Origin of the sequence: Halopseudomonas oceani, from assembly GCF_963677335.1 — a bacterium.
In the GTDB taxonomy this organism is placed as follows: domain Bacteria; phylum Pseudomonadota; class Gammaproteobacteria; order Pseudomonadales; family Pseudomonadaceae; genus Halopseudomonas; species Halopseudomonas oceani.
Genome location: NZ_OY781932.1, coordinates 905,001 through 929,558 on the forward strand (window position 1 = coordinate 905,001; position 24,558 = coordinate 929,558).

Below are 24,558 nucleotides of genomic sequence, written 5' to 3' on the forward strand. Positions count from 1 at the left end.
ATAGGGCGTTTAGTCGCTGGGTATAGACCCGAAACCGGGCGATCTATCCATGGGCAGGTTGAAGGTGCCGTAACAGGCACTGGAGGACCGAACCGACTACCGTTGAAAAGTTAGCGGATGACTTGTGGATAGGAGTGAAAGGCTAATCAAGCTCGGAGATAGCTGGTTCTCCTCGAAAGCTATTTAGGTAGCGCCTCGTGTATCACCACTGGGGGTAGAGCACTGTTTCGGCTAGGGGGTCATCCCGACTTACCAAACCGATGCAAACTCCGAATACCAGTGAGTGTCAGCACGGGAGACACACGGCGGGTGCTAACGTCCGTCGTGAAAAGGGAAACAACCCAGACCGTCAGCTAAGGTCCCAAAGTTATGGTTAAGTGGGAAACGATGTGGGAAGGCTTAGACAGCTAGGAGGTTGGCTTAGAAGCAGCCATCCTTTAAAGAAAGCGTAATAGCTCACTAGTCGAGTCGGCCTGCGCGGAAGATGTAACGGGGCTCAAACCATACACCGAAGCTACGGGTTCATCGTAAGATGAGCGGTAGAGGAGCGTTCTGTAAGCCTGTGAAGGTCAATTGAGAAGTTGGCTGGAGGTATCAGAAGTGCGAATGCTGACATGAGTAACGACAAAGGGAGTGAAAAACTCCCTCGCCGGAAGACCAAGGGTTCCTGCGCAACGTTAATCGACGCAGGGTGAGTCGACCCCTAAGGCGAGGCCGAAAGGCGTAGTCGATGGGAAACGGGTTAATATTCCCGTACTTCTAGTTACTGCGATGGAGGGACGGAGAAGGCTAGGCCAGCACGGCGTTGGTTGTCCGTGTTTAAGGTTGTAGGCTGGTGACTTAGGTAAATCCGGGTCACTAAGGCCGAGAGCTGATGACGAGTGTTCTTTAGAACGCGAAGTGGTTGATGCCATGCTTCCAGGAAAAGCTTCTAAGCTTCAGGTAACTAGAAATCGTACCCCAAACCGACACAGGTGGTCAGGTAGAGAATACCAAGGCGCTTGAGAGAACTCGGGTGAAGGAACTAGGCAAAATGGCACCGTAACTTCGGGAGAAGGTGCGCCGATGAGGGTGAAGCATTTACTGCATAAGCCCACGTCGGTCGAAGATACCAGGCCGCTGCAACTGTTTATTAAAAACATAGCACTCTGCAAACACGAAAGTGGACGTATAGGGTGTGACGCCTGCCCGGTGCCGGAAGGTTAATTGATGGGGTTAGCTTCGGCGAAGCTCTTGATCGAAGCCCCGGTAAACGGCGGCCGTAACTATAACGGTCCTAAGGTAGCGAAATTCCTTGTCGGGTAAGTTCCGACCTGCACGAATGGCGTAATGATGGCGGCGCTGTCTCCACCCGAGACTCAGTGAAATTGAAATCGCTGTGAAGATGCAGTGTATCCGCGGCTAGACGGAAAGACCCCGTGAACCTTTACTATAGCTTTGCACTGGACTTTGAATTTGTTTGTGTAGGATAGGTGGGAGGCTTTGAAGCGTGGACGCTAGTCTGCGTGGAGCCAACCTTGAAATACCACCCTGGCAACTTTGAGGTTCTAACTCTGGTCCGTTATCCGGATCGAGGACAGTGTATGGTGGGTAGTTTGACTGGGGCGGTCTCCTCCCAAAGAGTAACGGAGGAGTACGAAGGTGCGCTCAGCACGGTCGGAAATCGTGCGTAGAGTATAAAGGCAAAAGCGCGCTTGACTGCGAGACCAACACGTCGAGCAGGTACGAAAGTAGGTCTTAGTGATCCGGTGGTTCTGTATGGAAGGGCCATCGCTCAACGGATAAAAGGTACTCCGGGGATAACAGGCTGATACCGCCCAAGAGTTCATATCGACGGCGGTGTTTGGCACCTCGATGTCGGCTCATCACATCCTGGGGCTGAAGCCGGTCCCAAGGGTATGGCTGTTCGCCATTTAAAGTGGTACGCGAGCTGGGTTTAGAACGTCGTGAGACAGTTCGGTCCCTATCTGCCGTGGACGTTTGAGATTTGAGAGGGGCTGACCTTAGTACGAGAGGACCGGGTTGGACGAACCTCTGGTGTTCCGGTTGTGTCGCCAGACGCATTGCCGGGTAGCTACGTTCGGAAAAGATAACCGCTGAAAGCATCTAAGCGGGAAACTTGCCTCAAGATGAGATCTCACCGGGAGCTTGACTCCCCTAAAGGGCCGTCGAAGACTACGACGTTGATAGGTTGGGTGTGTAAGCGCTGTGAGGCGTTGAGCTAACCAATACTAATTGCCCGTGTGGCTTGACCATATAACACCCAAGCAATCTGGTGTTATCGAGCCAACAGATTTAAACAACTTCGCGAACTTGCGAGATTGCAAATACCTTAGCTTCTGTCACAGATCCAAGCTTTTTAAGCTGCACGCCTAGCGGGCAGCAACAAATTGCTTGACGACTATAGAGCATTGGAACCACCTGATCCCATCCCGAACTCAGAAGTGAAACGATGCATCGCCGATGGTAGTGTGGGGCTTCCCCATGTGAGAGTAGGTCATCGTCAAGCGCCTATACCGAACACCCCGATCAGATATGGTCGGGGTGTTTTTCTTTGCGCGGGCGGAAAATGGCCCGCCTTGGCCGGTCGTGCGGTGCGTCGGATAGCGTACCTGGGTTGCGGTAAGGCTTATGTCTTAGCGTTAGAAGGAATAAGCAAATCCGTCTAAACCGCTTGTTGTTCTAAGTTTTCCTGCCCTGTAATCTGGTCGCCCTATTCAGTCAGGCGCTTGGCGCGTTCGGAGGATTCGATGTTCCAGTCTCCCAGCAAGTTGATCAGACGGTTGGCCGTTGCCTTCGCTATTTCCGGCAGTCTCGGAATGGGAAATGCACAGGCTGCGGATCAGGAAATTCTCAACTCTTCGTACGATATCGCCCGTGAGCTGTTTGCATCGTATAACGAGCTTTTTGCCAAACACTGGCAGGAAGAGAGTGGCAAGACTGTCGAGATCAAGCAGTCTCACGGTGGCTCGTCGAAACAGGCGCAGGCTATTATTCAGGGCTTGCGTGCGGACGTCGTGACTTACAATCAGGTTACTGATGTGGATATTCTCCATCAGCGCGGCAACCTTATTCCTGCTGACTGGCGTGATCGCCTGCCGAACGCCTCTTCGCCGTATTACTCTACGATGGCTTTCCTGGTCCGAAAGGGGAATCCCAAGAACATTCAGAACTGGGATGATCTGGTACGCGATGACGTGAGTTCTGTCCTGCCTAACCCTAAGACGTCGGGCAATGGTCGCTACACTTATCTTGCTGCGTTGGGATACGCGCAGAAGACCTACGGTGAAGACCAGGCCGCTATTGATGACTTTCTCCGTCATTTCCTCGGCAACGTCGCGGTATTTGATACCGGCGGACGCGGAGCGACCACTACCTTTATAGAGCGCGGAATCGGTGATGTGCTGCTCACATTCGAGTCCGAGGTCAACAACATTGCTGCTCAGTATCCGCCGGGCGAATATCAGGTTGTGGTGCCGAAAGTCAGCTTCCTTGCCGAGTTTCCGGTTACCTGGATTGATCGCAATGTCGAGCGCAACGGCACTGCTGATGTCGCCAGGGCGTATCTGGAATACCTTTACAGCGAAGACGCTCAACGCCTGATCGCCGGCTTCAATTACCGTGTCCACGATGAGGCAGTAAAGGCTGAGTTTGCTGATCGTTTCCCTGAGTTGGAGCTGCTGCCGATTGAGCAGATCACAGGCGACTGGGAAACCGCTATGACTGTTCACTTTGCCAGTGGCGGCAAGCTGGATCAGTTGCAGCGCCGCTAAATGAGCAATATGAGTCCACGTTCTGGTGGTTGGTCGCTGTTCAATGCAAGCCCTGGTAAGCGCGTGCTGCCTGGGTTTGCGCTCAGTATGGGTATCTCTCTGCTGTTCGTCAGTCTGGTGTTGTTGTTGCCGGTAACGGGCCTGATTGTACAAACAGCGGACATGTCCTGGTCACAGTACTGGGCTGTCATCACAGATGAGCGTGTGGTGGCTTCCTACAAAGTAACGCTTTGGGCCGCCTTCTTTGCTTCGCTGTTCAACGGCTTTGTTGGGCTGTTGCTGGCGTGGGTGCTGGTGCGCTACGAGTTTCCGGGCAAGCGCATCATCGATGCGTTGATTGACTTGCCGTTTGCTCTCCCCACCGCTGTTGCCGGTATTACCCTCGCAGCGCTGTTTGCCGAGAATGGCTGGTACGGTCAGTTGCTGGCCGTGCTGGGCATCAAGGTCGCGTTTACGCCACTGGGGATCATTGTTGCAATGGCCTTTACCAGTTTGCCGTTTGTGGTTCGAACCGTTCAGCCGGTGCTTGAGGATTTGGCGCCGGAAGACGAAGAGGCTGCCGTGACCATGGGCGCTTCCGATCTCACGGTGTTTCGCCGTGTTGTTTTCCCTGCCCTGTGGCCGGCGCTAATGACCGGCGCTGCACTGTCATTTACCCGTAGTTTGGGTGAGTTTGGTGCGGTGATTTTCATGGCAGGGAATATGCCCTACGTCAGCGAGATTACCAGTCTGATGATCTTCATCCGCTTGCAGGAGTTCGATTACGCTGCGGCCAGTGCGATTGCCTCCGTTGTGTTGATTGCATCATTGGTGCTGCTGTTTTCCATCAATATCTGGCAGGCGCGCTATCTGCGTCGGCTGCACGGTCGGTGAGGCGTCGATATGCATAAGCAGGCGCGGCTGCGCATCGCAGACCAGGCGTGGGTGAAGTGGCTACTGATTAGTCTGGCGCTAATGATTGTCAGCCTGGTGCTGGTTGTGCCGCTGGCCATTATTTTTGTGCAGGCGTTTTCCGCCGGCGTTGAAACCTACTGGGCCAATTTGGTGGATGAGTACACGCTGAGCGCGATTGGTCTGACGTTGCTTGTCGCCGCGCTGACGGTACCGATCAATCTGGTGTTCGGCATCTTCCTGGCGTGGCTGGTTACCCGTTTCGAGTTTCCCGGGCGCAAAGCTCTTATTACTCTGATTGACATTCCTTTTGCGGTGTCGCCGGTTGTCGCTGGTCTGCTCTATCTGTTGCTTTATGGCAGCAACGGCTGGCTCGGTGGTTGGCTGATGGATTACGACATCCAGTTGATGTTTGCCTGGCCGGGGATTGTCATGGTCACTGTATTCGTGACATGCCCGTTTGTCGCGCGTGAGCTGATCCCTTTGATGCAGCAACAGGGGCGCGAGGAGGAAGAAGCGGGTGTTGTGTTGGGGGCTAGCGGCTGGCAACTGTTCCGGCGGGTTAGCTTGCCAAACATCCAGTGGGCGCTGATATACGGCGTTGTATTGACCAATGCCCGTGCAGTTGGTGAATTTGGCGCGGTGTCGGTCGTCTCCGGCAACATCCGCGGCGAAACCAACACGCTACCTTTGCATGTTGAGCTTCTGTATCAAGACTACAACGCAGTGGGGGCATTCACCAGCGCTTCGCTGCTGGCCGGCATAGCGCTGCTGACGCTGTTGGTCAAAAGCATGATCGAATGGCGTCAGGCTCGCCTGCAGGCGACGCCGGCGGTACAGGTGGATTCACACTGATGAGTATTACTCTAGAAAACATCGATAAATCCTTTGGCGCATTTAGTGCGCTACGCGACATCTCCCTGGATATTCCAGACGGCGAACTGGTCGGTTTGTTGGGGCCGTCCGGCTCAGGCAAGACGACGTTACTGCGGATTATCGCCGGGCTCGAAAGCGCCAACGCGGGTCGTATCCTGTTTCACGGCGATGATGTTACTGGTCTGCATGTGCGCGAGCGCAAAGTCGGGTTCGTCTTTCAGCACTATGCGCTGTTCCGCCACATGACGGTTGCTCAGAATGTTGCCTTCGGGCTGGAGGTGTTGCCGCGTCGTCAGCGTCCTTCTGCGCCGGAAATCCGCAAGCGGGTTGGTGAGCTACTGGAGATGGTGCAGCTGTCCCATCTGGCCGAGCGTTATCCTGCTCAGCTGTCGGGTGGGCAAAAACAACGAATCGCTCTCGCCCGGGCCCTCGCCATGCAGCCACAGATATTGTTGCTGGACGAACCCTTCGGTGCTTTGGATGCGAAGGTACGCAAGGATCTGCGTCGGTGGCTGCGGAATCTGCATGATGAGCTGAATTTCACCAGTGTGTTCGTCACCCATGATCAGGAAGAGGCGCTGGAGTTGTCTGACCGGGTCGTCGTCATGAGTGCAGGGCAGATTGAGCAGGTCGATCAGCCTCAGGCGTTGTATGCCCGACCTGAAAGCCAGTTCGTGTTTGACTTTCTTGGTCACGTGAATGTCATCGCTGGTGATCTGGCCGGTCAGCGTCTCAGTCAGGGACAGGCCTGGGTTGATCTGCCCGAGGCGGTTGTTGGTGGCGCGGCGCAGCTGTATCTGCGGCCCCACGAGGTGCGTCTGCAGCTGCATCCGGTTGAGCACGCGAATTTACCGCTGCAGGTTGAATCGATCAGTCTGGTGGGCGCTGAAGTTCGCCTTGAATTGCGTCCCTGCGGCTGGGATGCCCCTCAGCTTTGGGAGGTCGGCATCACTCATGCGGAATACAATGGATGGCAGCCACAGCGAGGTGATCGTTGCTTCGCGGTACCGGACGTCGGCCACTTGTTCCGCCCGGATGTCACCAGCCCCAGTACCTTCTACTGGGGCTAGTGCTGGCGGAAGCCGTCGGCGATATGCTCAGCAAGGCACTCGGTAACGGGTGACTTGCTGCGAGGGTTGCGCAGCAGGACGATGCTTGCCATGGGCATGTCCGGAAGTCCTTCTTCCTTTCCGATGATGCGCATTTCAGTGGGGATAAGGCTACGCAACTGAGCGGTGACCGCCAAGCCTGCGCCGACTACGGCGAAAATGGCCGAGAGGCTTGGGCTGCTGTAGGCGACCCGGTAATCACGGCTCATGGTGTCGAGTGCATTGCAGGCCCAGTTGCGGCAGAAACAGTCGGCATTGAACATCGCCAAGGGTAGTGTGGCGCACTCGTGCAGCATGGCGTTTTCCGCTTGAGCCCATACCACTTCCTCCTGGCGCAACAGTTGGCCGATTTCCTTTCCCGGCTCCCGGGTCACAATGGTCAGGTCGAGATCCTGGCGCTGAAGTAGCTGAAATGACGGCTCGCAGTGCATCTCCACCTGTACCAGAGGGAAAGCCTGGGCAAAGCGGGCGAGTACGCCAGGTAGAAAACGGGTGACGTAATCATCGGGAGTGCCGATGCGCACAAGGCCGACCATATGGGGCGCGCGAAGGCTGTTGAGCGCCTCGCCTTGTAGTCTCAGTATGCGGCGGGCGTAGCCGAGCAGCAGCTCGCCTTCGGCGGTAAGCAGCATCTGGCGACCATTGCGCTGAAACAGGCTGCGTTGTACCACATCCTCTTCCAGCCGCTTCATCTGCATGCTCACTGCCGACTGGGTGCGGTTGACCTGCTCGGCCGCTCGGGTGTAGCCGCCTTGGTCGGCGATAGCAACGAAGGTGCGAAGTAGTTCGCTATCGATGGTCGGGTAACTGGCCAACTATCAGCCTCCTGCATGTTTTGCATAAAAATCATTTGTTGGATTGATGTTATTGCGTTGATGACAATTTCTCCAGTGCGAGCTGGAGGTGTGTCGATGTTTACTTATTCTGTTGCAAACAGCCGGGTTGGTCGGTTGGCTGGAAGGGCTTGGCGTCTGGTTGGCCGTTGGCGGCGCTGGCGATATGAGCGCAGCTTGCTGGCAGCTATGACGGGGGCTGAGCTTAAGGATGTCGGCATCAGTCGGGCGGATGCGCACGAGGAGTTGCGGCGTTCGTTCTGGTCGCGCAGGCCTTGAGGATAGCGGGGGTCGGCTGCCGACGGTATCATGTGCCGTCCATTGCCACAGGTGCAGCCAACCATGCTCAGCGAGATACTTGCATTGCTAGCCGACGGGCGCTTCCATTCCGGGGAGGCGCTAGGTGAGGCCTTGGGCGTCAGCCGGGCGGCGGTTTGGAAGTCGCTGAAGCGGCTTGAGGACGACGGCTATCCGTTGCAGCGGGTGCGCGGCAAGGGCTACAGGTTGCCGCCCGGTGCCGGACTGCTGGATGCCGAACTGATCCGGTCGCGGCTGCCGGAGGAGCTTGCCAGTCGCTGGCAATGGCTGGTTTATCAGCAGGTCGACTCGACTAACGCGCAGGCTCAGCGTGTGCAGGCTCAGCGTGTGCAGGCTCCGGGTCAGGCACGCCCGTTGATTGTCTTGGCTGAGCAGCAGGTGGCCGGGCGTGGCCGCCGTGGACGGCAATGGGCCAGTCCGTTCGCGCAGAACATTTACCTCTCTTTGGCGGAGCCGGTCTCGGTTGGCGGGCCGGGACTGGAGGGGCTTAGCTTGTTGGTAGGCTTGTGTCTGGTGCAGGCGCTCGAAGATGCTGGCTACCGAGGCTGCCAGCTCAAGTGGCCCAACGATGTCCTGCTGGATGGGGCAAAGCTGGCGGGCATTCTGCTCGAAATTTCCGGCGACCTGACAGGGGAGGCGGTGGTGGTGATTGGCGTTGGTGTCAATGTATTGCTTGATGCTGCCGCCACCATCGATCAGTCATGGGTCTCGCTGTATCGCTCGGGGCAGCGCGCAACGCTTGATCGGAACGAGCTGATCGCCGCTTTTCTCAAGCGCCTGGCACCGTCACTGCAGTTGTTTCATGAGCAGGGGTTTGCGCCATTTCGGCAGCAGTGGATGGCTCGCAACGCCTGGGCAGGAAAGGCGGTAAAAGTTATTTCAGGTAGTAACGAGTTGCTTGGGATTGATGGCGGGGTCAATGCACGCGGCGCGCTATTGCTACGTACCGAAAGCGGTGACGTTGAAATCAGTGGTGGTGAAGTGAGTCTGAGGTTGAATCATGCTTCTTGAGTTGGACTGCGGCAATACCCTGATCAAGTGGCGCCTGCTGGATCGGCAGGGCCGGGTGCGTGATCGTGATATGGCGCCGGACTTGGTCGAGCTACAGCGATTGCTTGGTGGTCAGGAGCGAGAGATTCATGGATGCAGATTGGTCAGCGTGCGTTCCGCCGAAGAAAACCAGGTGGTTATGGATCAGCTTACCAGTTGGTTGAAGCTCCATCCGGTGCTTGCGCGAAGCGCCAAGGAGCTGGCTGGAGTGCGTAATGGCTATGAAGACTTTACCCGGCTGGGCATGGATCGCTGGTTGGCACTTGTTGCCGGCTATAACCTTTGTCGTCGAGCCTGTGTCGTGATCGATCTGGGGACTGCCGTCACCGTCGACTTCATCAATGCGTCCGGTCAGCACCTGGGTGGGTATATCGCGCCGGGTAGCAAGCTACTACGCGGCAGTCTTAAGCGACACACTCGCCTGATTCGCTATGACCAGTCGTTACGCGGTGATCTGGCGCTGCCGCAGCCGGGTGCAAGTACCGCTGAGGCGGTGGAGTTCGGTTGCGATCTGATGCTCGTCGGTTTCGTCCGGGAGCAGCTTCGTGTTGCGCGACAGACATTGGGCGAGGAAATGGTCGTCATCCTCACCGGCGGAGATGCTGAGCGAATGGCAGAGGCCCTGCCGCAAAGTTGCCATATCATCAATGATCTGGTGTTTGATGGTCTTGCCTTGGCGTGTCCAATGGAGATCGATTGATGCGCTCGCTATTCCTCTTTCTGCTGCTGCTTAACATTCTGTATGCGCTCTGGCAGTTGCAGTCTGGAGGGGTTGCGCCAGACCGAGAGCTGGAGGCTATGCCTGCGCAGGCGGCCCAGTTGGAACCGGTGTCACAGGTGTCGGAAGGCGCTTCATCATCGCCATCAACGGAAGGCGAGCGGGAGTCGAGTGCTGATGCGCCTGGCGATGCGCCAGCGGCACTGTGTATTCGCCTTGGCGTGTTTGCCGATCGTAGCGAGGCGGAGCAGTTGCGCCAGCGGCTGCTGGCCCTGGATGTCAGTGCCTCCTTAATAGAAGACGAACTGGTCAGTAGTAGTGACTATTGGTTGGTGATGCCGGTGGCGGGCGGAACGGCTGGGGCGCTGGCCAAGCTGTCGCTGCTGCAGGAGCAGGGCATAGACAGCTTCGTCATAACTAAAGGGCCGCTCGCCGGTAATATCTCCCTCGGAGTGTTTAGTCGTGAAGACTACGCTGCTGCGCGTCAGGCTCAGCTGCAGGCGGATGGCCACGATGTCGAGATCAAGCCGGTTGAGAAGTTGCGCAGCCAATTTAGCGTTGAAGTCCCGCCGTCGGCACGCAGGCTGGTTGGGCAGGCACTATTGCTGCGCCTGCGCGAAGACTTCCCTGATATGCAGCATCAATATCAGGCGTGCTCAGCGGTTGCCAACGCGGGCAACATCCCATAGAATTGCGCCCGCTTCACGGCCTGACAGCCTTTGGCTTTTGGTCTATCCGCAAAAAAGAATCTTCAAGTAAGTGTTTTTGCTGATAAAAAGTGTTGACAGAGGGTCGCCAAGTGATGAAAATGGCGCCTCTTTTACGGAGGGGTTCCCGAGCGGTCAAAGGGATCAGACTGTAAATCTGACGGCTTAGCCTTCGAAGGTTCGAATCCTTCCCCCTCCACCAGATTTCGCGTAGTCAGGCTACTTGGCGGGTATAGTTCAATGGTAGAACCTCAGCCTTCCAAGCTGATGGTGCGGGTTCGATTCCCGCTACCCGCTCCAGTCTGACGATGTAATGGTTTGTAAGCTCATGTAGCTCAGTTGGTAGAGCACACCCTTGGTAAGGGTGAGGTCAGCGGTTCAAATCCGCTCATGAGCTCCAATATCAAGGCAGATATGCGAATATCTGCCTTTTATTTAATGGTCGCGTGACACGCGCATTGCTCTCACGAATAGGGGATCTCTCGATGGCTAAAGAGAAGTTCGAACGTAGCAAACCGCACCTGAACGTAGGCACCATCGGTCACGTTGACCATGGTAAAACCACTCTGACTGCTGCGCTGACCCGCGTGTGTGCAGAAGTGTATGGCGGTTCTGCCCGCGCTTTCGATCAGATCGACAATGCGCCGGAAGAAAAGGCTCGCGGTATCACCATCAACACCTCGCACGTAGAGTACGATTCTCCGACTCGTCACTACGCGCACGTTGACTGCCCTGGTCACGCTGACTATGTGAAGAACATGATCACCGGTGCTGCCCAGATGGATGGTGCGATCCTGGTATGTTCCGCTGCTGATGGCCCGATGCCGCAAACTCGCGAGCACATCCTGCTGTCCCGTCAGGTAGGCGTTCCCTACATTGTCGTGTTCCTGAACAAGGCCGACATGGTTGACGATGAAGAGCTGCTGGAGCTGGTCGAGATGGAAGTTCGCGACCTGCTGAGCACCTACGACTTCCCGGGCGACGACACTCCGATCATCATCGGTTCTGCTCTGATGGCGCTGGAAGGCAAAGACGACAACGAGATCGGTACTACTGCCGTTCGCAAGCTGGTTGAGACTCTGGATGCCTACATTCCTGAGCCGGAGCGTGCGATCGACAAGCCGTTCCTGATGCCGATCGAAGACGTATTCTCCATTTCCGGTCGCGGTACTGTAGTAACCGGTCGTGTTGAGCGTGGCATCATCAAGGTTGGTGAGGAAGTCGAGATCGTTGGTATCAAGGCAACCACCAAGACCACCTGTACTGGCGTTGAGATGTTCCGCAAGTTGCTGGACGAAGGTCGTGCTGGTGAGAACGTTGGTGTTCTGCTGCGTGGTACCAAGCGTGAAGACGTTGAGCGTGGTCAGGTTCTGGCCAAGCCGGGCACCATCACTCCGCACACTCGCTTCGAAGCTGAAGTGTACGTGCTGGGTAAAGATGAAGGTGGTCGTCACACTCCGTTCTTCAAGGGCTATCGTCCGCAGTTCTACTTCCGTACTACTGACGTGACTGGTTCTTGCGAGCTGCCGGAAGGTGTTGAAATGGTAATGCCTGGCGACAACGTCAAGCTGGACGTCACTCTGATCGCGCCGATTGCGATGGAAGACGGTCTGCGCTTTGCGATCCGTGAAGGCGGTCGTACCGTTGGTGCCGGTGTAGTAGCCAAGATCATCGAATAATATCGATTGATCTTGAACTGTCGGGCCGGTAGTATTGCCGGCTCGACTGCGATTACAGGCCAGTAGCTCAATTGGCAGAGCGGCGGTCTCCAAAACCGCAGGTTGGGGGTTCGATTCCCTCCTGGCCTGCCAGATTTTAATCTGGCTTCCAAAACAGGACTTGATGATTCATGAGTGCTAAGGCAGAGCTTAACGATAACCGCTTCGACGTGATCAAGTGGGTTGTTGTGGCTTTAATTGTCTCCGTCGGCGTTTTCGGGGATTCCTATTTCTCTGCCGAGCCTGTTTTGTATCGCGCGATCGCGCTCGTTGTTCTTGGTCTGGTTGCGGGCTTTGTTGCTCTGCAGACAAGTAAGGGCAAAGCGTTCTGGTCGCTGCTGAAAGAAGCGCGTATCGAAATACGCAAGGTCGTTTGGCCTACTCGGCAGGAAACTACGCAGACAACCATGATTGTGGTTGCGGTGGTTCTGGTTATGGCCCTGATTCTCTGGGGGCTGGACAGCTTGCTGGGTTGGATCGTCTCTCAGTTCATTGGTTAAGGGTGCTCCGTGTCTAAGCGTTGGTACGTAGTGCATGCCTATTCGGGCTTCGAAAAGCATGTAATGCGCTCTCTGCAAGAGCGCGTCAAGCTGGCCGGAATGGAAGACCAATTCGGCGAGATTCTGGTCCCCACCGAAGAAGTGGTGGAGATGCGCAACGGTCAGAAGCGCAAGAGTGAGCGTAAGTTCTTTCCGGGCTATGTCCTCGTTCAAATGGAAATGAATGAAGGTACTTGGCACTTGGTCAAGGATACTGCGCGTGTTCTCGGTTTTATTGGTGGGACTGCCGACAAGCCGGCACCTATTACCGATAAAGAAGCTGAGGCAATTCTGCGTCGTGTTGCGGATGGCACTGACAAGCCGAAACCCAAGACTCTGTTCGAGCCGGGTGAGGTTGTTCGTGTTACTGATGGTCCTTTCGCCGACTTCAATGGAGTTGTCGAAGAAGTTAACTATGAGAAGAGCCGTGTTCAGGTGGCTGTTCTTATTTTTGGCCGCCCCACACCAGTGGAGCTAGAGTTCGGTCAGGTCGAAAAAGGCTGATCTCTCCTGATTTCCTGAGCCCTGCAGCGCCTGGCGTGTTGCGGGGCTTTGTTGTCGATGTCAGGGGCTGTTTTTAACCGGGAAGCCGCGAGGCGCTATTACCCTTCGGAGAAAGACAATGGCAAAGAAGATTCAGGCTTATATCAAGCTGCAAGTCAAAGCCGGTCAGGCTAACCCGAGTCCGCCGGTAGGTCCGGCACTGGGTCAGCACGGCGTAAATATCATGGAATTCTGCAAGGCGTTCAACGCCAAGACCCAAGGCGTTGAGCCGGGTCTGCCGACGCCTGTGATTATTACTGTATACAGTGACCGTAGCTTCACTTTTGAAACCAAGAGCACGCCCGCTGCCGTTCTGCTGAAGAAGGCCGCTGGCCTGAAGAGCGGTTCTCCGCGTCCGAACAGCCAGAAAGTGGGTACTGTTACCCGCGCTCAGCTGGAAGAGATCGTTAAGGCCAAAGAGGCTGATCTGACCGCTGCTGATCTGGAAGCTGCACTGCGCACCATCGCTGGTTCTGCGCGCAGCATGGGCCTTAACGTGGAGGGTGTGTAATGGCTAAGCTGACCAAGCGTCAAAAGGCAATCGCCGAAAAGGTACAGGCCAACAAGGCTTACACCTTTGAAGAAGCAGCAGCTGTTCTGGCTGAAGTGTCCAACGTCAAGTTCGTTGAATCCTTTGACGTCGCTGTCAATCTGGGTGTTGATCCGCGTAAGTCTGACCAGGTCGTTCGTGGCGCTACTCTGCTGCCTAATGGTACTGGCAAGACTGTCCGTGTTGCTGTGTTCACTCAGGGTGCCAATGCTGAAGCTGCGCTTGCAGCGGGTGCTGACAAGGTTGGTATGGATGATCTGGCGGCCGAAATGAAGGCTGGCGATCTGAACTACGACGTTGTCATCGCTTCCCCAGACGCCATGCGTGTCGTCGGCCAGTTGGGTCAGGTTCTCGGTCCGCGTGGCCTGATGCCGAACCCGAAGGTTGGTACCGTTGCTGCCGACGTTGCTACTGCCGTCAAAAATGCCAAGGCTGGTCAGGTTCGCTACCGTACCGACAAGAACGGCATCATCCATTGTTCCGTTGGCAAGGTCGGCTTTGACGCCGTCGCGCTGAAAGAGAACGTTGAGGCGCTGCTGGCCGACCTGAAAAAGGCCAAGCCTTCGACCTCCAAGGGTGTTTACCTCAAGCGCGTGACCCTGAGCACCACCATGGGTCCGGGCGTACAGATCGATCAGGCTTCCCTGAACATCTGATGTATCAGGCGCACCGCTTGCGCGGTGCGCCTTTCTTATTGGGGTCCCTGCATTGTGGGGGCTGTCCAAGACCGTAGGTGGCGCGAGCCTTAAATTCCGGGAGTGATCCCCTAGACCTACGCAGATGGTGCTCCCGGTTCAGTGCAGGCTGGATCAGACACCAAAACACGCCGCTCGCAAGAGTGGTCAATGGTAAATCCAGGAGTAAAACCCGTGGCAATTAAGCTCGAAGACAAAAAAGCCATCGTCGCTGAAGTCAACGAAGCTGCCAAAGGTGCGCTGTCTGCCGTTGTGGCTGATGCCCGCGGTGTGACCGTTGCTGCTATGACTGGTCTGCGCAAGGAAGCACGCGAAGCTGGTGTTTACGTACGTGTTGTACGTAACACTCTGCTGCGCCGTGCGATCGAAGGCACTGATTATGAGTGCCTGAACGAGACTTTCGTAGGCCCGACTCTGATTGCCTTCTCCAACGAACATCCGGGCGCTGCTGCTCGTCTGTTCAAGGAGTTCGCGAAGAATCAGGATAAGTTCGAGATCAAAGCAGCTGCGTTCGAAGGCAACTTCCTTGCAGCAGGTGAAATCGACAAGCTGGCTTCTCTGCCGACTTACGACGAAGCAATCGCACAGCTGATGAGCGTTATTCAAGGCGCTACCAGCAAGTTCGTTCGTACTCTGGCTGCAGTCCGCGATCAGAAGGAAGCCGAGGCTGCCTGATAGGTGCCTACAGCTTCTCTTTAACGCTTTTTTTCGACGGCTCAGCCGTCCCCAATACAGGAATTTAGAGTCATGGCTCTGACCAACGAAGATATCATCAACGCCGTATCCGAAATGTCCGTAATGCAGGTTGTCGAACTGATCTCCGCTATGGAAGAGAAGTTCGGTGTATCTGCTGCTGCCGCTGTTGCTGCAGGTCCGGCTGCTGGTGGCGCTGCCGCTGCTGAAGAACAAACTGAGTTTGACGTTGTTCTGACCGAAGCTGGCGAGAAGAAAGTAAACGTCATCAAGGCAGTTCGTGAACTGACCGGCCTGGGTCTGAAAGAAGCCAAGGCACTGGTTGACGGCGCTCCGGGCACCATCAAGGAAGCTGCTTCCAAGGAAGAAGCCGAAGCTGCCAAGAAAGCTCTGGAAGAAGCAGGCGCCAAGGTCGAGCTCAAGTAAGCTCGCGCCTTGCGTCGACAATCTGGTTCTATCTGATCAGATTGATGGCTGGTGGCCTGTGTGCCACCGGCCTTTTTCCGTTGTATCGCGCCGAACTGGCGTACAACGCCCGCACCCCCAAAGGGGTGAGCAAGACTCAGGGCTTGCACGCATTTTCAGGTTTTCCCGCGTAGCGGGGAGGCCAATCAAGCAGGTGACCAAGCTGGGGAACGCTGATGGCTTACTCATATACTGAGAAAAAACGTATCCGCAAGGACTTTGGCAAACTGCCGCATGTGATGGATGTGCCCTACCTGTTGGCCATTCAGCTGGACTCCTATCGGGAGTTTCTCCAGACTGACGCCGGCCAGGGGCAGGTCCGTGATATCGGTCTGCACGCGGCCTTCAAATCTGTTTTCCCCATTATCAGCTATTCGGGTAATGCGGCTCTCGAATATGTCGGTTACCGCCTTGGCGAGCCGGCTTTCGACGTCAAGGAATGTGTTTTGCGCGGGGTTACCTTTGCGGTGCCGCTGCGCGTTAAAGTGCGCCTGATCATCTTTGATCGTGAGTCCTCAAACAAGGCCATCAAAGATATCAAGGAGCAGGAAGTTTATATGGGGGAGATCCCCCTGATGACCGAGAACGGTACCTTCGTAATCAATGGTACCGAGCGCGTTATCGTCTCCCAGCTGCACCGTAGTCCGGGTGTGTTCTTCGACCACGACCGTGGCAAGACCCACAGCTCCGGCAAGCTGCTGTACTCAGCTCGCGTGATTCCTTACCGCGGGTCGTGGCTGGACTTTGAGTTTGATCCCAAAGACTGTGTGTTCGTTCGTATCGACCGCCGCCGCAAACTGCCGGCCAGCGTTCTGTTGCGCGCTCTGGGCTACCAGACAGAAGAAATTCTGGACATGTTCTACGACACCAACGTATTCGAGGTTCAGGGCGAGAACCTGATGCTTGAGCTGGTGCCGCAGCGTCTGCGTGGTGAGATTGCCACCTTTGACATCAAGGATGCCAAGGGCAAGGTTCTCGTCGAGAAGGGTCGCCGTATCACAGCGCGCCACATCAATCAGCTCGAGAAGGCCGGTATCACCAGCCTGGAAGTGCCGTTCGACTACCTGATTGGCCGCACCATCGCCAAGCCGGTTGTTCACCCGGCGACTGGCGAGATTCTGGTTGAGTGCAACACCGAGGTCACAGCCGACCTGGTCGTCAAGCTGGCCAAGGCGCAGGTTGCTCGCCTGGAAACCCTGTACACCAACGAGATCGACTGCGGTCCGTTCGTGTCCGATACCCTGCGTATTGACAACACTACCACCCAGCTCGAGGCGCTGGTAGAAATCTACCGCATGATGCGCCCTGGCGAGCCGCCGACCAAGGATGCTGCCGAGACCCTGTTCGCGAACCTGTTCTTCAGCAGCGATCGTTACGACCTTTCTGCGGTCGGTCGCATGAAGTTCAACCGCCGCATCGGTCGCGAAGAGATTGAGGGCGCCGGCGTCCTGAGCAAGGAAGACATCGTCGAGGTGCTCAGGACCCTGGTCGACATCCGTAACGGCAAGGGCGTGGTGGACGATATCGACCATCTGGGTAACCGCCGCATTCGCTCGGTTGGCGAAATGGCCGAAAACCAGTTCCGCGTCGGTCTGGTCCGTGTTGAGCGCGCGGTCAAAGAGCGTCTGTCCATGGCCGAAAGCGAAGGCCTGATGCCGCAGGACCTGATCAATGCCAAGCCGGTCGCTGCAGCGGTTAAGGAATTCTTCGGTTCCAGCCAGCTGTCCCAGTTCATGGATCAGAACAATCCGCTGTCCGAGATTACCCACAAGCGTCGTGTATCGGCTCTTGGCCCGGGCGGTCTGACCCGCGAGCGCGCAGGCTTCGAAGTCCGCGACGTACACCCGACTCACTACGGTCGCGTATGTCCGATCGAGACCCCTGAAGGTCCGAACATTGGTTTGATCAACTCGCTGGCAACTTACGCGCGCACCAATCAGTACGGCTTCCTGGAAAGCCCGTACCGCCGGGTGAAAGACGCGATGGTCACCGATGAGATCGTGTTCCTGTCTGCTATTGAAGAAGCTGATCACGTCATCGCTCAGGCGAGCGCGAAAGTTGTTGATGGCAAGTTGGTAGATGATCTGGTTGCAGTTCGTCACATGAACGAATTCACCGTCAAGGCGCCGGAAGACGTCACCCTGATGGACGTTTCTCCGCGTCAGGTTGTGTCCGTTGCTGCCTCGCTGATTCCGTTCCTCGAGCACGACGACGCCAACCGCGCACTCATGGGTTCGAACATGCAGCGTCAGGCCGTTCCGACTCTGCGCGCCGAGAAGCCGCTGGTCGGTACTGGTATGGAGCGCAACGTTGCTCGTGACTCCGGTGTCTGTGTGACCGCACGTCGCGGCGGTGTGATCGACTCGGTCGACGCCAGCCGTATCGTTGTCCGCGTCAACGACGACGAAGTCGAAGCCGGTGAAGCGGGCGTCGACATCTACGTGATGACCAAGTACACCCGTTCCAACCAGAACACCTGCATCAACCAGCGTCCACTGGTGAAGAAAGGTGACAAGGTTGCCCGCAAGGACATCCTGGCTGACGGTTCCTCCGTCGACATGGGTGAGCTGGCCCTGGGGCAGAACATGCGCGTCGCGTTCATGCCTTGGAACGGTTACAACTTCGAGGACTCCATCCTGGTGTCCGAGCGCGTTGTACAGGAAGACCGCTTTACCACTATCCACATTCAGGAACTGACCTGTGTGTCCCGTGACACCAAGCTTGGGCCGGAGGAGATTACCTCTGACATCCCGAACGTCGGTGAAGCAGCACTCGGCAAGCTGGATGAGGCGGGTATTGTCTACGTGGGCGCTGAAGTAGGCCCGGGCGACATTCTGGTCGGCAAGGTAACACCTAAAGGTGAAACCCAGCTGACGCCTGAAGAGAAGCTGCTGCGCGCAATCTTCGGTGAGAAAGCGTCTGACGTGAAGGACACGTCCCTGCGCGTGCCGACTGGCACCAAGGGTACCGTCATTGACGTGCAGGTCTTCACCCGTGATGGCGTGGAGCGCGACACGCGTGCGCTGGCCATCGAGAAGGAGCAGCTTGACGAGATCCGCAAGGATCTGCAGGAAGAGTTCCGCATCGTTGAAACCGCGACCTTTGAGCGTCTGGCCTCTGCGCTGGACGGTCAGATCGTTGAAGGTGGTGCTGGCCTGAAGAAGGGCACTGCGCTGAACGCCGACATTCTGGCTGGTATCGAGCGTGGTCAGTGGTTCAAGCTGCGTATGAGCGAAGACGCGCTGAACGAACAGCTGGAGCTGGCTCAGGCCTACCTGGTTGATCGTCGCAAGCTGCTCGACGAGAAGTTTGAAGACAAGAAGCGCAAGCTGCAGCAGGGCGATGACCTGGCGCCGGGCGTACTCAAGATCGTCAAGGTGTACCTGGCAATCAAGCGTCGCATCCAGCCGGGTGACAAGATGGCGGGTCGTCACGGTAACAAGGGTGTTATCTCGGTCATCATGCCGATCGAAGATATGCCGCACGACGAGAACGGCACGCCGGTCGACATCGTACTTAACCCGCTGGGTGTTCCGTCGCGTATGAACGTCGGTCAGATCCTCGAAACTCACCTCGGCCTCGCGGCCAAGGGGTTGGGCGAGAAGATCAACCGGATGATGGAAGAGCAGCGCAAGATCGCTGATCTGCGCAAGTTCCTCGACGAGGTCTACAACAAGGTGGGCGGTCGTCAGGAAAGCCTGGATGACCTGAGCGATCAGGAAATTATCGAGTTGGCTAAAAACCTGCGCGGCGGCGTGCCGATGGCTACCGCGGTATTCGACGGCGCGGCGGAAAGCGAGATCAAGCATATGCTTCGTCTTGCCGATCTGCCGGACAGCGGTCAGATGCGCCTGTGGGACGGCCGTACCGGTAATGCATTCGACCGCCCGGTGACCGTTGGTTATATGTACATGCTCAAGCTCAACCACTTGGTTGATGACAAGATGCACGCACGTTCCACCGGTTCCTACAGTCTGGTTACCCAGCAGCCGCTGGGTGGTAAGGCGCAGTTTGGTGGTCAGCGTTTCGGGGAGATGGAGGTCTGGGCTCTGGAAGCATACGGCGCCGCCTACACGCTGCAAGAAATGCTGACAGTGAAGTCGGACGACGTGAACGGCCGAACCAAGATGTACAAGAACATCGTGGACGGAGACCACCGCATGGAGGCCGGTATGCCCGAGTCCTTCAACGTACTGGTCAAGGAAATCCGTTCGCTCGGTATCGATATCGAACTGGAATCCGAATAACCACCAACTGCCCACGTCTCGGGCGGCGAGCGCCGCCCTTGAGACACTGCGAGGAGTATAGGCCTTGAAAGACTTATTGAACCTGCTCAAGTCCCAGGGACAGATTGAAGAGTTCGATTCCATTCGAATCGGCTTGGCATCCCCGGAGATGATCCGGTCCTGGTCCTACGGCGAAGTTAAGAAGCCGGAAACCATTAACTACCGTACCTTCAAGCCGGAGCGTGACGGCCTGTTCTGCGCCAAGATCTTTGGCCCGGTGAAGGACTACGAGTGCCTGTGCGGCAAGTACAAGCGCCTCAAGCATCGCGGCGTCATCTGCGAAAAGTGTGGCGTTGAAGTCGCATTGGCCAAAGTGCGTCGCGAGCGCATGGGCCACATTGAACTGGCCTCTCCGGTTGCTCACATCTGGTTCCTGAAGTCGCTGCCGTCCCGTATCGGCCTGCTGCTGGATATGACCCTGCGTGATATCGAGCGCGTGCTCTATTTCGAGAGCTACGTCGTGATCGAACCGGGCATGACGACCCTGGATAAGGGGCAGCTGCTGAACGATGAGCAGTATTTCGAAGCACTGGAAGAGTTCGGTGACGACTTCGACGCGCGCATGGGTGCCGAAGCTGTCTACGAGCTGCTGAGCTCCATGGATCTGGCTCACGAAATTGGCAAGCTGCGCGAAGAAATTCCGCAAACCACTTCAGAGACCAAGATCAAGAAGCTGTCCAAGCGGCTGAAGCTGATGGAAGCATTCGATGGCTCCGGTAACAAGCCGGAGTGGATGGTCATGACCGTTCTGCCGGTGCTGCCGCCGGACCTGCGTCCGCTGGTTCCGCTGGACGGTGGCCGCTTTGCGACCTCCGATCTGAACGATCTGTACCGCCGCGTGATCAACCGTAACAACCGTCTGAAGCGTCTGCTTGACCTGTCTGCTCCTGACATTATCGTGCGCAACGAAAAGCGCATGCTGCAGGAGTCGGTTGATGCTCTGCTGGACAACGGCCGTCGCGGTCGTGCCATTACCGGCACCAACAAGCGTCCGCTGAAGTCGCTGGCTGACATGATCAAGGGTAAGCAGGGTCGCTTCCGTCAGAACCTGCTCGGCAAGCGTGTTGACTACTCCGGTCGTTCGGTGATCGTGGTAGGCCCGACCCTGCGCCTGCACCAGTGTGGTCTGCCCAAGAAGATGGCGCTGGAACTGTTCAAGCCGTTCATCTTCGGCAAGCTGGAGCACCGTGGTCTGGCGACCACCATCAAGGCTGCCAAGAAGATGGTCGAGCGCGAACTGCCGGAAGTCTGGGATATCCTGGCTGAGGTCATTCGCGAACACCCGGTTCTGCTGAACCGTGCGCCGACTCTGCACCGTCTGGGTATCCAGGCGTTCGAGCCGGTTCTGATCGAAGGTAAGGCAATCCAGCTGCATCCGCTGGTCTGTGCGGCCTACAACGCCGACTTCGACGGTGACCAGATGGCTGTTCACGTTCCGCTGACCCTTGAGGCTCAGCTGGAAGCGCGTGCGCTGATGATGTCGACCAACAACATCCTGTCGCCGGCGTCGGGCGAGCCGATCATCGTGCCGTCCCAGGACGTGGTTCTGGGTCTGTACTACATGACCCGTACCCGCATCAACGCCAAGGGCGAAGGCATGGCCTTCTCCAACGTCAACGAAGTTGAGATGGCGTACCGCAGTGGTCAGGTAGAACTGCACGCGATGGTCAAGGTGCGCATCACCGAAACCGTCAAGCACAAGGATGAGAGCTGGACCACCGAGACTCGCATCGTCGACACCACCGTCGGCCGCGCGCTGCTGTTCCAGGTTCTGCCCAAAGGTCTGCCGTACGAAATGGTCGATCAGCCGCTGAAGAAAAAAGCGATTTCCAAGCTGATCAACCAGTGCTATCGCGTGGTGGGTTTGAAGGAAACCGTGATCTTCGCTGACCAGCTGATGTATACCGGTTTCGCCTATTCCACCATCTCTGGTGCGTCGATTGGCGTGAACGACTTCGTCATTCCTGACGAAAAGGCACGCATCATTGATGAGGCCACCGAAGAAGTTAAGGAAATTGAAGACCAGTACGCTTCCGGTCTGGTAACTCAGGGCGAGAAGTACAACAAGGTCATCGACTTGTGGTCCAAGGCCAACGACGAAATTTCCAAGGCTATGATGGACAACCTCAAGACCACTCGCGTGCTTGATCGCGAAGGCAAAGAGGTTGATCAGGAGTCGTTCAACTCCATGTACATGATGGCTGACTCTGGTGCGCGGGGTTCCGCTGCCCAGATTCGTCAGCTGGCAGGTATGCGTGGTCTGATGGCCAAGCCGGACGGCTCTATCATCGAAACGCCGATTACCGCGAACTTCCGTGAAGGTCTGAACGTACTCCAGTACTTCATTTCGACCCACGGTGCTCGTAAGGGTCTGGCTGATACCGCACTGAAGACCGCGAACTCCGGTTACCTGACCCGCCGTCTGGTTGACGTTGCTCAGGATCTGGTTATCACCGAGCCTGACTGCGGCACCGACAAGGGTCTGCTGATGTCTCCGCACATTGAGGGCGGTGACATTGTTGAGCCGCTGGGTGAGCGCGTACTGGGTCGTGTGGTTGCCCGTGACGTTCTCAAGCCGGGCAGCGATGAGACCATCGTTGCAGCAGGCACCCTGATCGACGAACAGTGGGTTGAGTTCCTCGAGAAGAACAGCGTCGACGAGGTAATCGTTCGTTCGCCGATCACCTGTGACACTCACTACGGTGTGTGTGCTACTTGCTACGGCCGTGACCTAGCACGTGGCCACCTGATCAACATCGGTGAGGCGGTTGGTGTTATCGCTGCTCAGTCGATTGGTGAGCCGGGTACCCAGCTGACCATGCGTACGTTCCACATCGGTGGTGCGGCGAGCCGTACTTCCGCTGCCGACAGCGTTCAGGTTAAGAACGGCGGTACCATCCGTCTGCATAACCTGAAACACGTTGAGCGTGCTGACGGTGCGCTGGTTGCGGTTTCCCGTTCTGGCGAGCTGGCGATTGCCGACGAGTTTGGTCGCGAGCGTGAGCGTTACAAGCTGCCCTACGGTGCCGTTATTTCGGTCAAGGAAGGTGACAAGGTTGACGCTGGCGCCATCGTCGCCAAGTGGGATCCGCACACTCACCCGATCGTGACCGAGATTTCCGGTACCGTTGCTTTCTTCGGTATGGACGAAGGTATCACCATCAAGCGTACCGCTGACGAGCTGACCGGTCTGACCAACATTGAGGTCATGGATCCAAAAGATCGTCCGGCTGCCGGTAAAGACATCCGTCCTGCCGTGAAGTTGGTTGACGAGAATGGTAAGGAGCTGTTGCTGCCGGGCACTGACGTGCCGGCGCAGTACTTCCTGCCGGCTAACGCACTGGTCAACCTGTCCGACGGTGCCAAGGTGAACGTGGGTGACGTTGTTGCTCGTATCCCGCAGGAAACCTCGAAGACCCGCGACATCACCGGTGGTCTGCCGCGCGTTGCTGACCTGTTCGAAGCGCGTCGCCCGAAAGAACCGTCCATTCTGGCGGAGATCAGCGGTACGATTTCCTTCGGCAAGGAAACCAAAGGTAAGCGTCGTCTGGTTATTACCCCGACCGATGGTAGCGATCCGTACGAGGAGCTGATTCCGAAGTGGCGTCACCTGAACGTGTTCGAGGGTGAACAGGTTACCAAGGGTGAAGTTATCTCCGACGGTCCGAGCAACCCGCATGACATCCTGCGCCTGCTGGGTGTCAGCGCTCTGGCCAAGTACATCGTCAACGAGATCCAGGACGTTTACCGTCTGCAGGGCGTGAAGATCAACGACAAGCACATCGAAGTCACCATTCGTCAGATGCTGCGCAAGGTCGAGATCACCGAGTCCGGCGACTCCAGCTTTATCAAAGGTGACCAGGTCGAGCTGACTCAGGTGCTGGAAGAGAATGCAGAGCTGGTAGCGCAGGACAAGTTCCCGGCCAAGTACGACCGTGTTCTGCTGGGTATCACCAAGGCGTCGCTGTCGACCGAGTCGTTTATCTCTGCGGCTTCCTTCCAGGAAACCACGCGGGTACTGACCGAGGCTGCCGTCACCGGCAAGCGCGATCACCTGCGCGGCCTGAAAGAAAACGTCGTCGTCGGTCGCCTGATTCCGGCCGGTACCGGTCTGGCCTATCACGCCGAGCGCAAGCGTCAGCGTATGGCAGACAAGCCGGTCAAGGTCAGCGCAAGCGAAGTCGAGCAGGCTCTGTCCGACGCGCTGAACTCGAGCGAAGGTTAAAGGAAGGCCCAGCCCCCGTGGGTTGGGCGCCTTGACGACAGGGGGCGGGGTCTATAGAATTCCGTACCCCTAAAATTGGCGGGGCGCTTCGTCCTGCCATTTTTTATTAACTATGTCTTACCGACATCAGTGGAGTTTGCTAGATGGCAACAATCAACCAGCTGGTTCGCAAGCCGCGTAAGCGCGTTGCTGAAAAGAGCGACGTACCCGCGCTGCAGAACTGCCCGCAGCGTCGTGGTGTGTGCACTCGCGTGTATACCACTACGCCGAAGAAGCCGAACTCGGCTCTGCGTAAAGTCTGCCGTGTTCGTCTGACCAACGGCTACGAAGTTTCTTCTTACATCGGTGGTGAAGGCCACAACCTGCAAGAGCACAGCGTCGTTCTGATTCGCGGCGGCCGTGTAAAAGACTTGCCGGGTGTGCGTTATCACACTGTTCGCGGTTCTCTGGATACCTCCGGTGTCAAAGACCGTAAGCAGGGTCGTTCCAAGTACGGCGCCAAGCGTCCGAAGTAATCCTAATTCATTTATCCGAGTCGATAAGAGTAAGGTCGGGCGTAACCAGATCGT

General features: G+C 56.7%; 19 protein-coding genes, 4 tRNA genes and 2 rRNA genes (1 of these 25 cut by a window edge). 24 read left to right on the forward strand and 1 reads right to left on the reverse strand.

The window, feature by feature from the left end; translation table 11 throughout:
* The 6 genes from ACKPCU_RS04180 to ACKPCU_RS04205 form a co-directional block, all read left to right on the forward strand.
* Nucleotides 1-2,256 (forward strand): 23S ribosomal RNA (locus tag ACKPCU_RS04180) (it extends 633 nt beyond the left edge of the window).
* A 137-nt stretch (nucleotides 2,257-2,393) separates the two neighbouring features.
* Nucleotides 2,394-2,509 (forward strand): 5S ribosomal RNA (rrf, locus tag ACKPCU_RS04185).
* Nucleotides 2,510-2,750: 241 nt separating this feature from the next.
* Nucleotides 2,751-3,773, forward strand: coding sequence for a thiosulfate ABC transporter substrate-binding protein CysP (gene cysP, locus ACKPCU_RS04190; protein WP_321350136.1), 1,023 nt, complete (start codon nucleotides 2,751-2,753; stop codon nucleotides 3,771-3,773).
* A gap of 9 nt (nucleotides 3,774-3,782) precedes the next feature.
* The gene (gene cysT / locus ACKPCU_RS04195) at nucleotides 3,783-4,646 is read left to right on the forward strand and encodes a sulfate/thiosulfate ABC transporter permease CysT (protein ID WP_104739925.1); all 864 of its coding nucleotides are present in this window, start codon (nucleotides 3,783-3,785) and stop codon (nucleotides 4,644-4,646) included.
* A gap of 9 nt (nucleotides 4,647-4,655) precedes the next feature.
* The gene (gene cysW / locus ACKPCU_RS04200; protein ID WP_321350138.1) at nucleotides 4,656-5,519 is read left to right on the forward strand and encodes a sulfate ABC transporter permease subunit CysW; all 864 of its coding nucleotides are present in this window, start codon (nucleotides 4,656-4,658) and stop codon (nucleotides 5,517-5,519) included.
* Nucleotides 5,519-6,610, forward strand: coding sequence for a sulfate/molybdate ABC transporter ATP-binding protein (locus tag ACKPCU_RS04205; RefSeq protein ID WP_104739918.1), 1,092 nt, complete (start codon nucleotides 5,519-5,521; stop codon nucleotides 6,608-6,610). Before cysW ends, ACKPCU_RS04205 begins: the two co-directional genes overlap by 1 nt.
* On the opposite strand, the gene ACKPCU_RS04210 is transcribed toward ACKPCU_RS04205, so the two are convergent.
* On the reverse strand, nucleotides 6,607-7,464 hold the full coding sequence (locus tag ACKPCU_RS04210; RefSeq protein ID WP_321350139.1) for a LysR substrate-binding domain-containing protein: 858 nt from the start codon (nucleotides 7,462-7,464) through the stop codon (nucleotides 6,607-6,609). The genes ACKPCU_RS04205 and ACKPCU_RS04210 overlap by 4 nt on opposite strands.
* 96 nt (nucleotides 7,465-7,560) lie before the next feature.
* Between ACKPCU_RS04210 and ACKPCU_RS04215 the strand changes: the two genes are divergently transcribed.
* The 18 genes from ACKPCU_RS04215 to rpsL all read left to right on the forward strand — a co-directional run bounded on the left by ACKPCU_RS04215 (nucleotide 7,561) and on the right by rpsL (nucleotide 24,504).
* Nucleotides 7,561-7,761 carry a DUF1127 domain-containing protein gene (locus ACKPCU_RS04215; RefSeq protein WP_407651809.1) on the forward strand — a complete coding sequence of 67 codons (201 nt, stop codon included), beginning with the start codon at nucleotides 7,561-7,563 and terminating at the stop codon, nucleotides 7,759-7,761.
* Nucleotides 7,762-7,824: 63 nt separating this feature from the next.
* Complete coding sequence (locus tag ACKPCU_RS04220) at nucleotides 7,825-8,811, forward strand: biotin--[acetyl-CoA-carboxylase] ligase (RefSeq protein WP_321350140.1); 987 nt, start codon at nucleotides 7,825-7,827, stop codon at nucleotides 8,809-8,811.
* Nucleotides 8,801-9,550 carry a type III pantothenate kinase gene (locus ACKPCU_RS04225; protein WP_104739922.1) on the forward strand — a complete coding sequence of 250 codons (750 nt, stop codon included), beginning with the start codon at nucleotides 8,801-8,803 and terminating at the stop codon, nucleotides 9,548-9,550. The genes ACKPCU_RS04220 and ACKPCU_RS04225 overlap by 11 nt, the downstream gene beginning before the upstream one ends.
* Entirely contained in the window at nucleotides 9,550-10,257 is a 708-nt protein-coding gene (locus ACKPCU_RS04230; RefSeq protein ID WP_321350143.1) for an SPOR domain-containing protein, read from the forward strand. Before ACKPCU_RS04225 ends, ACKPCU_RS04230 begins: the two co-directional genes overlap by 1 nt.
* Before the next feature lie 135 nt (nucleotides 10,258-10,392).
* A tRNA-Tyr gene (locus ACKPCU_RS04235) sits at nucleotides 10,393-10,477 on the forward strand.
* Nucleotides 10,478-10,501: 24 nt separating this feature from the next.
* A tRNA-Gly gene (locus ACKPCU_RS04240) sits at nucleotides 10,502-10,575 on the forward strand.
* Nucleotides 10,576-10,599: 24 nt separating this feature from the next.
* Nucleotides 10,600-10,675: transfer RNA gene (locus ACKPCU_RS04245), tRNA-Thr, on the forward strand.
* 85 nt (nucleotides 10,676-10,760) lie between these two features.
* Nucleotides 10,761-11,954 (forward strand): elongation factor Tu, encoded by a 1,194-nt coding sequence (gene tuf, locus ACKPCU_RS04250; RefSeq protein ID WP_321350145.1) that lies wholly within the window; start codon nucleotides 10,761-10,763, stop codon nucleotides 11,952-11,954.
* A gap of 56 nt (nucleotides 11,955-12,010) precedes the next feature.
* Nucleotides 12,011-12,086, forward strand: a tRNA-Trp gene (locus ACKPCU_RS04255).
* A 38-nt stretch (nucleotides 12,087-12,124) separates the two neighbouring features.
* Entirely contained in the window at nucleotides 12,125-12,493 is a 369-nt protein-coding gene (gene secE, locus ACKPCU_RS04260; protein ID WP_104739866.1) for a preprotein translocase subunit SecE, read from the forward strand.
* Nucleotides 12,494-12,502: 9 nt separating this feature from the next.
* Entirely contained in the window at nucleotides 12,503-13,036 is a 534-nt protein-coding gene (gene nusG, locus ACKPCU_RS04265) for a transcription termination/antitermination protein NusG (protein WP_088278020.1), read from the forward strand.
* 118 nt (nucleotides 13,037-13,154) lie between these two features.
* A complete protein-coding gene (rplK, locus tag ACKPCU_RS04270) occupies nucleotides 13,155-13,586 on the forward strand; it encodes a 50S ribosomal protein L11 (RefSeq protein ID WP_104739867.1) in 432 nt (143 codons plus the stop codon).
* On the forward strand, nucleotides 13,586-14,281 hold the full coding sequence (rplA, locus tag ACKPCU_RS04275) for a 50S ribosomal protein L1 (protein WP_104739868.1): 696 nt from the start codon (nucleotides 13,586-13,588) through the stop codon (nucleotides 14,279-14,281). Before rplK ends, rplA begins: the two co-directional genes overlap by 1 nt.
* A 213-nt stretch (nucleotides 14,282-14,494) precedes the next feature.
* The gene (gene rplJ, locus ACKPCU_RS04280; RefSeq protein ID WP_104739869.1) at nucleotides 14,495-14,995 is read left to right on the forward strand and encodes a 50S ribosomal protein L10; all 501 of its coding nucleotides are present in this window, start codon (nucleotides 14,495-14,497) and stop codon (nucleotides 14,993-14,995) included.
* A gap of 72 nt (nucleotides 14,996-15,067) precedes the next feature.
* Nucleotides 15,068-15,439, forward strand: coding sequence for a 50S ribosomal protein L7/L12 (rplL, locus tag ACKPCU_RS04285; RefSeq protein ID WP_104739870.1), 372 nt, complete (start codon nucleotides 15,068-15,070; stop codon nucleotides 15,437-15,439).
* 215 nt (nucleotides 15,440-15,654) lie between these two features.
* Complete coding sequence (gene rpoB, locus ACKPCU_RS04290) at nucleotides 15,655-19,725, forward strand: DNA-directed RNA polymerase subunit beta (RefSeq protein ID WP_321350152.1); 4,071 nt, start codon at nucleotides 15,655-15,657, stop codon at nucleotides 19,723-19,725.
* A 64-nt stretch (nucleotides 19,726-19,789) separates the two neighbouring features.
* Entirely contained in the window at nucleotides 19,790-23,989 is a 4,200-nt protein-coding gene (gene rpoC / locus ACKPCU_RS04295; protein ID WP_104739872.1) for a DNA-directed RNA polymerase subunit beta', read from the forward strand.
* A gap of 143 nt (nucleotides 23,990-24,132) precedes the next feature.
* The gene (rpsL, locus tag ACKPCU_RS04300) at nucleotides 24,133-24,504 is read left to right on the forward strand and encodes a 30S ribosomal protein S12 (protein WP_080048726.1); all 372 of its coding nucleotides are present in this window, start codon (nucleotides 24,133-24,135) and stop codon (nucleotides 24,502-24,504) included.
* The last annotated feature ends 54 nt before the right edge of the window (nucleotides 24,505-24,558 follow it).

Excerpts from the sequence above, each read along its gene's own strand:
- cysP (WP_321350136.1), top strand. The coding sequence starts at position 2,751 with ATGTTCCAGTCTCCCAGCAAGTTGATCAGACGGTTGGCCGTTGCCTTC.
- cysT (WP_104739925.1), top strand. The coding sequence starts at position 3,783 with ATGAGTCCACGTTCTGGTGGTTGGTCGCTGTTCAATGCAAGCCCTGGT.
- cysW (WP_321350138.1), top strand. The coding sequence starts at position 4,656 with ATGCATAAGCAGGCGCGGCTGCGCATCGCAGACCAGGCGTGGGTGAAG.
- ACKPCU_RS04205 (WP_104739918.1), top strand. The coding sequence starts at position 5,519 with ATGAGTATTACTCTAGAAAACATCGATAAATCCTTTGGCGCATTTAGT.
- ACKPCU_RS04215 (WP_407651809.1), top strand. The coding sequence starts at position 7,561 with ATGTTTACTTATTCTGTTGCAAACAGCCGGGTTGGTCGGTTGGCTGGA.
- ACKPCU_RS04220 (WP_321350140.1), top strand. The coding sequence starts at position 7,825 with ATGCTCAGCGAGATACTTGCATTGCTAGCCGACGGGCGCTTCCATTCC.
- ACKPCU_RS04225 (WP_104739922.1), top strand. The coding sequence starts at position 8,801 with ATGCTTCTTGAGTTGGACTGCGGCAATACCCTGATCAAGTGGCGCCTG.
- ACKPCU_RS04230 (WP_321350143.1), top strand. The coding sequence starts at position 9,550 with ATGCGCTCGCTATTCCTCTTTCTGCTGCTGCTTAACATTCTGTATGCG.
- tuf (WP_321350145.1), top strand. The coding sequence starts at position 10,761 with ATGGCTAAAGAGAAGTTCGAACGTAGCAAACCGCACCTGAACGTAGGC.
- secE (WP_104739866.1), top strand. The coding sequence starts at position 12,125 with ATGAGTGCTAAGGCAGAGCTTAACGATAACCGCTTCGACGTGATCAAG.
- rplK (WP_104739867.1), top strand. The coding sequence starts at position 13,155 with ATGGCAAAGAAGATTCAGGCTTATATCAAGCTGCAAGTCAAAGCCGGT.
- rplA (WP_104739868.1), top strand. The coding sequence starts at position 13,586 with ATGGCTAAGCTGACCAAGCGTCAAAAGGCAATCGCCGAAAAGGTACAG.
- rplL (WP_104739870.1), top strand. The coding sequence starts at position 15,068 with ATGGCTCTGACCAACGAAGATATCATCAACGCCGTATCCGAAATGTCC.
- rpoB (WP_321350152.1), top strand. The coding sequence starts at position 15,655 with ATGGCTTACTCATATACTGAGAAAAAACGTATCCGCAAGGACTTTGGC.
- rpsL (WP_080048726.1), top strand. The coding sequence starts at position 24,133 with ATGGCAACAATCAACCAGCTGGTTCGCAAGCCGCGTAAGCGCGTTGCT.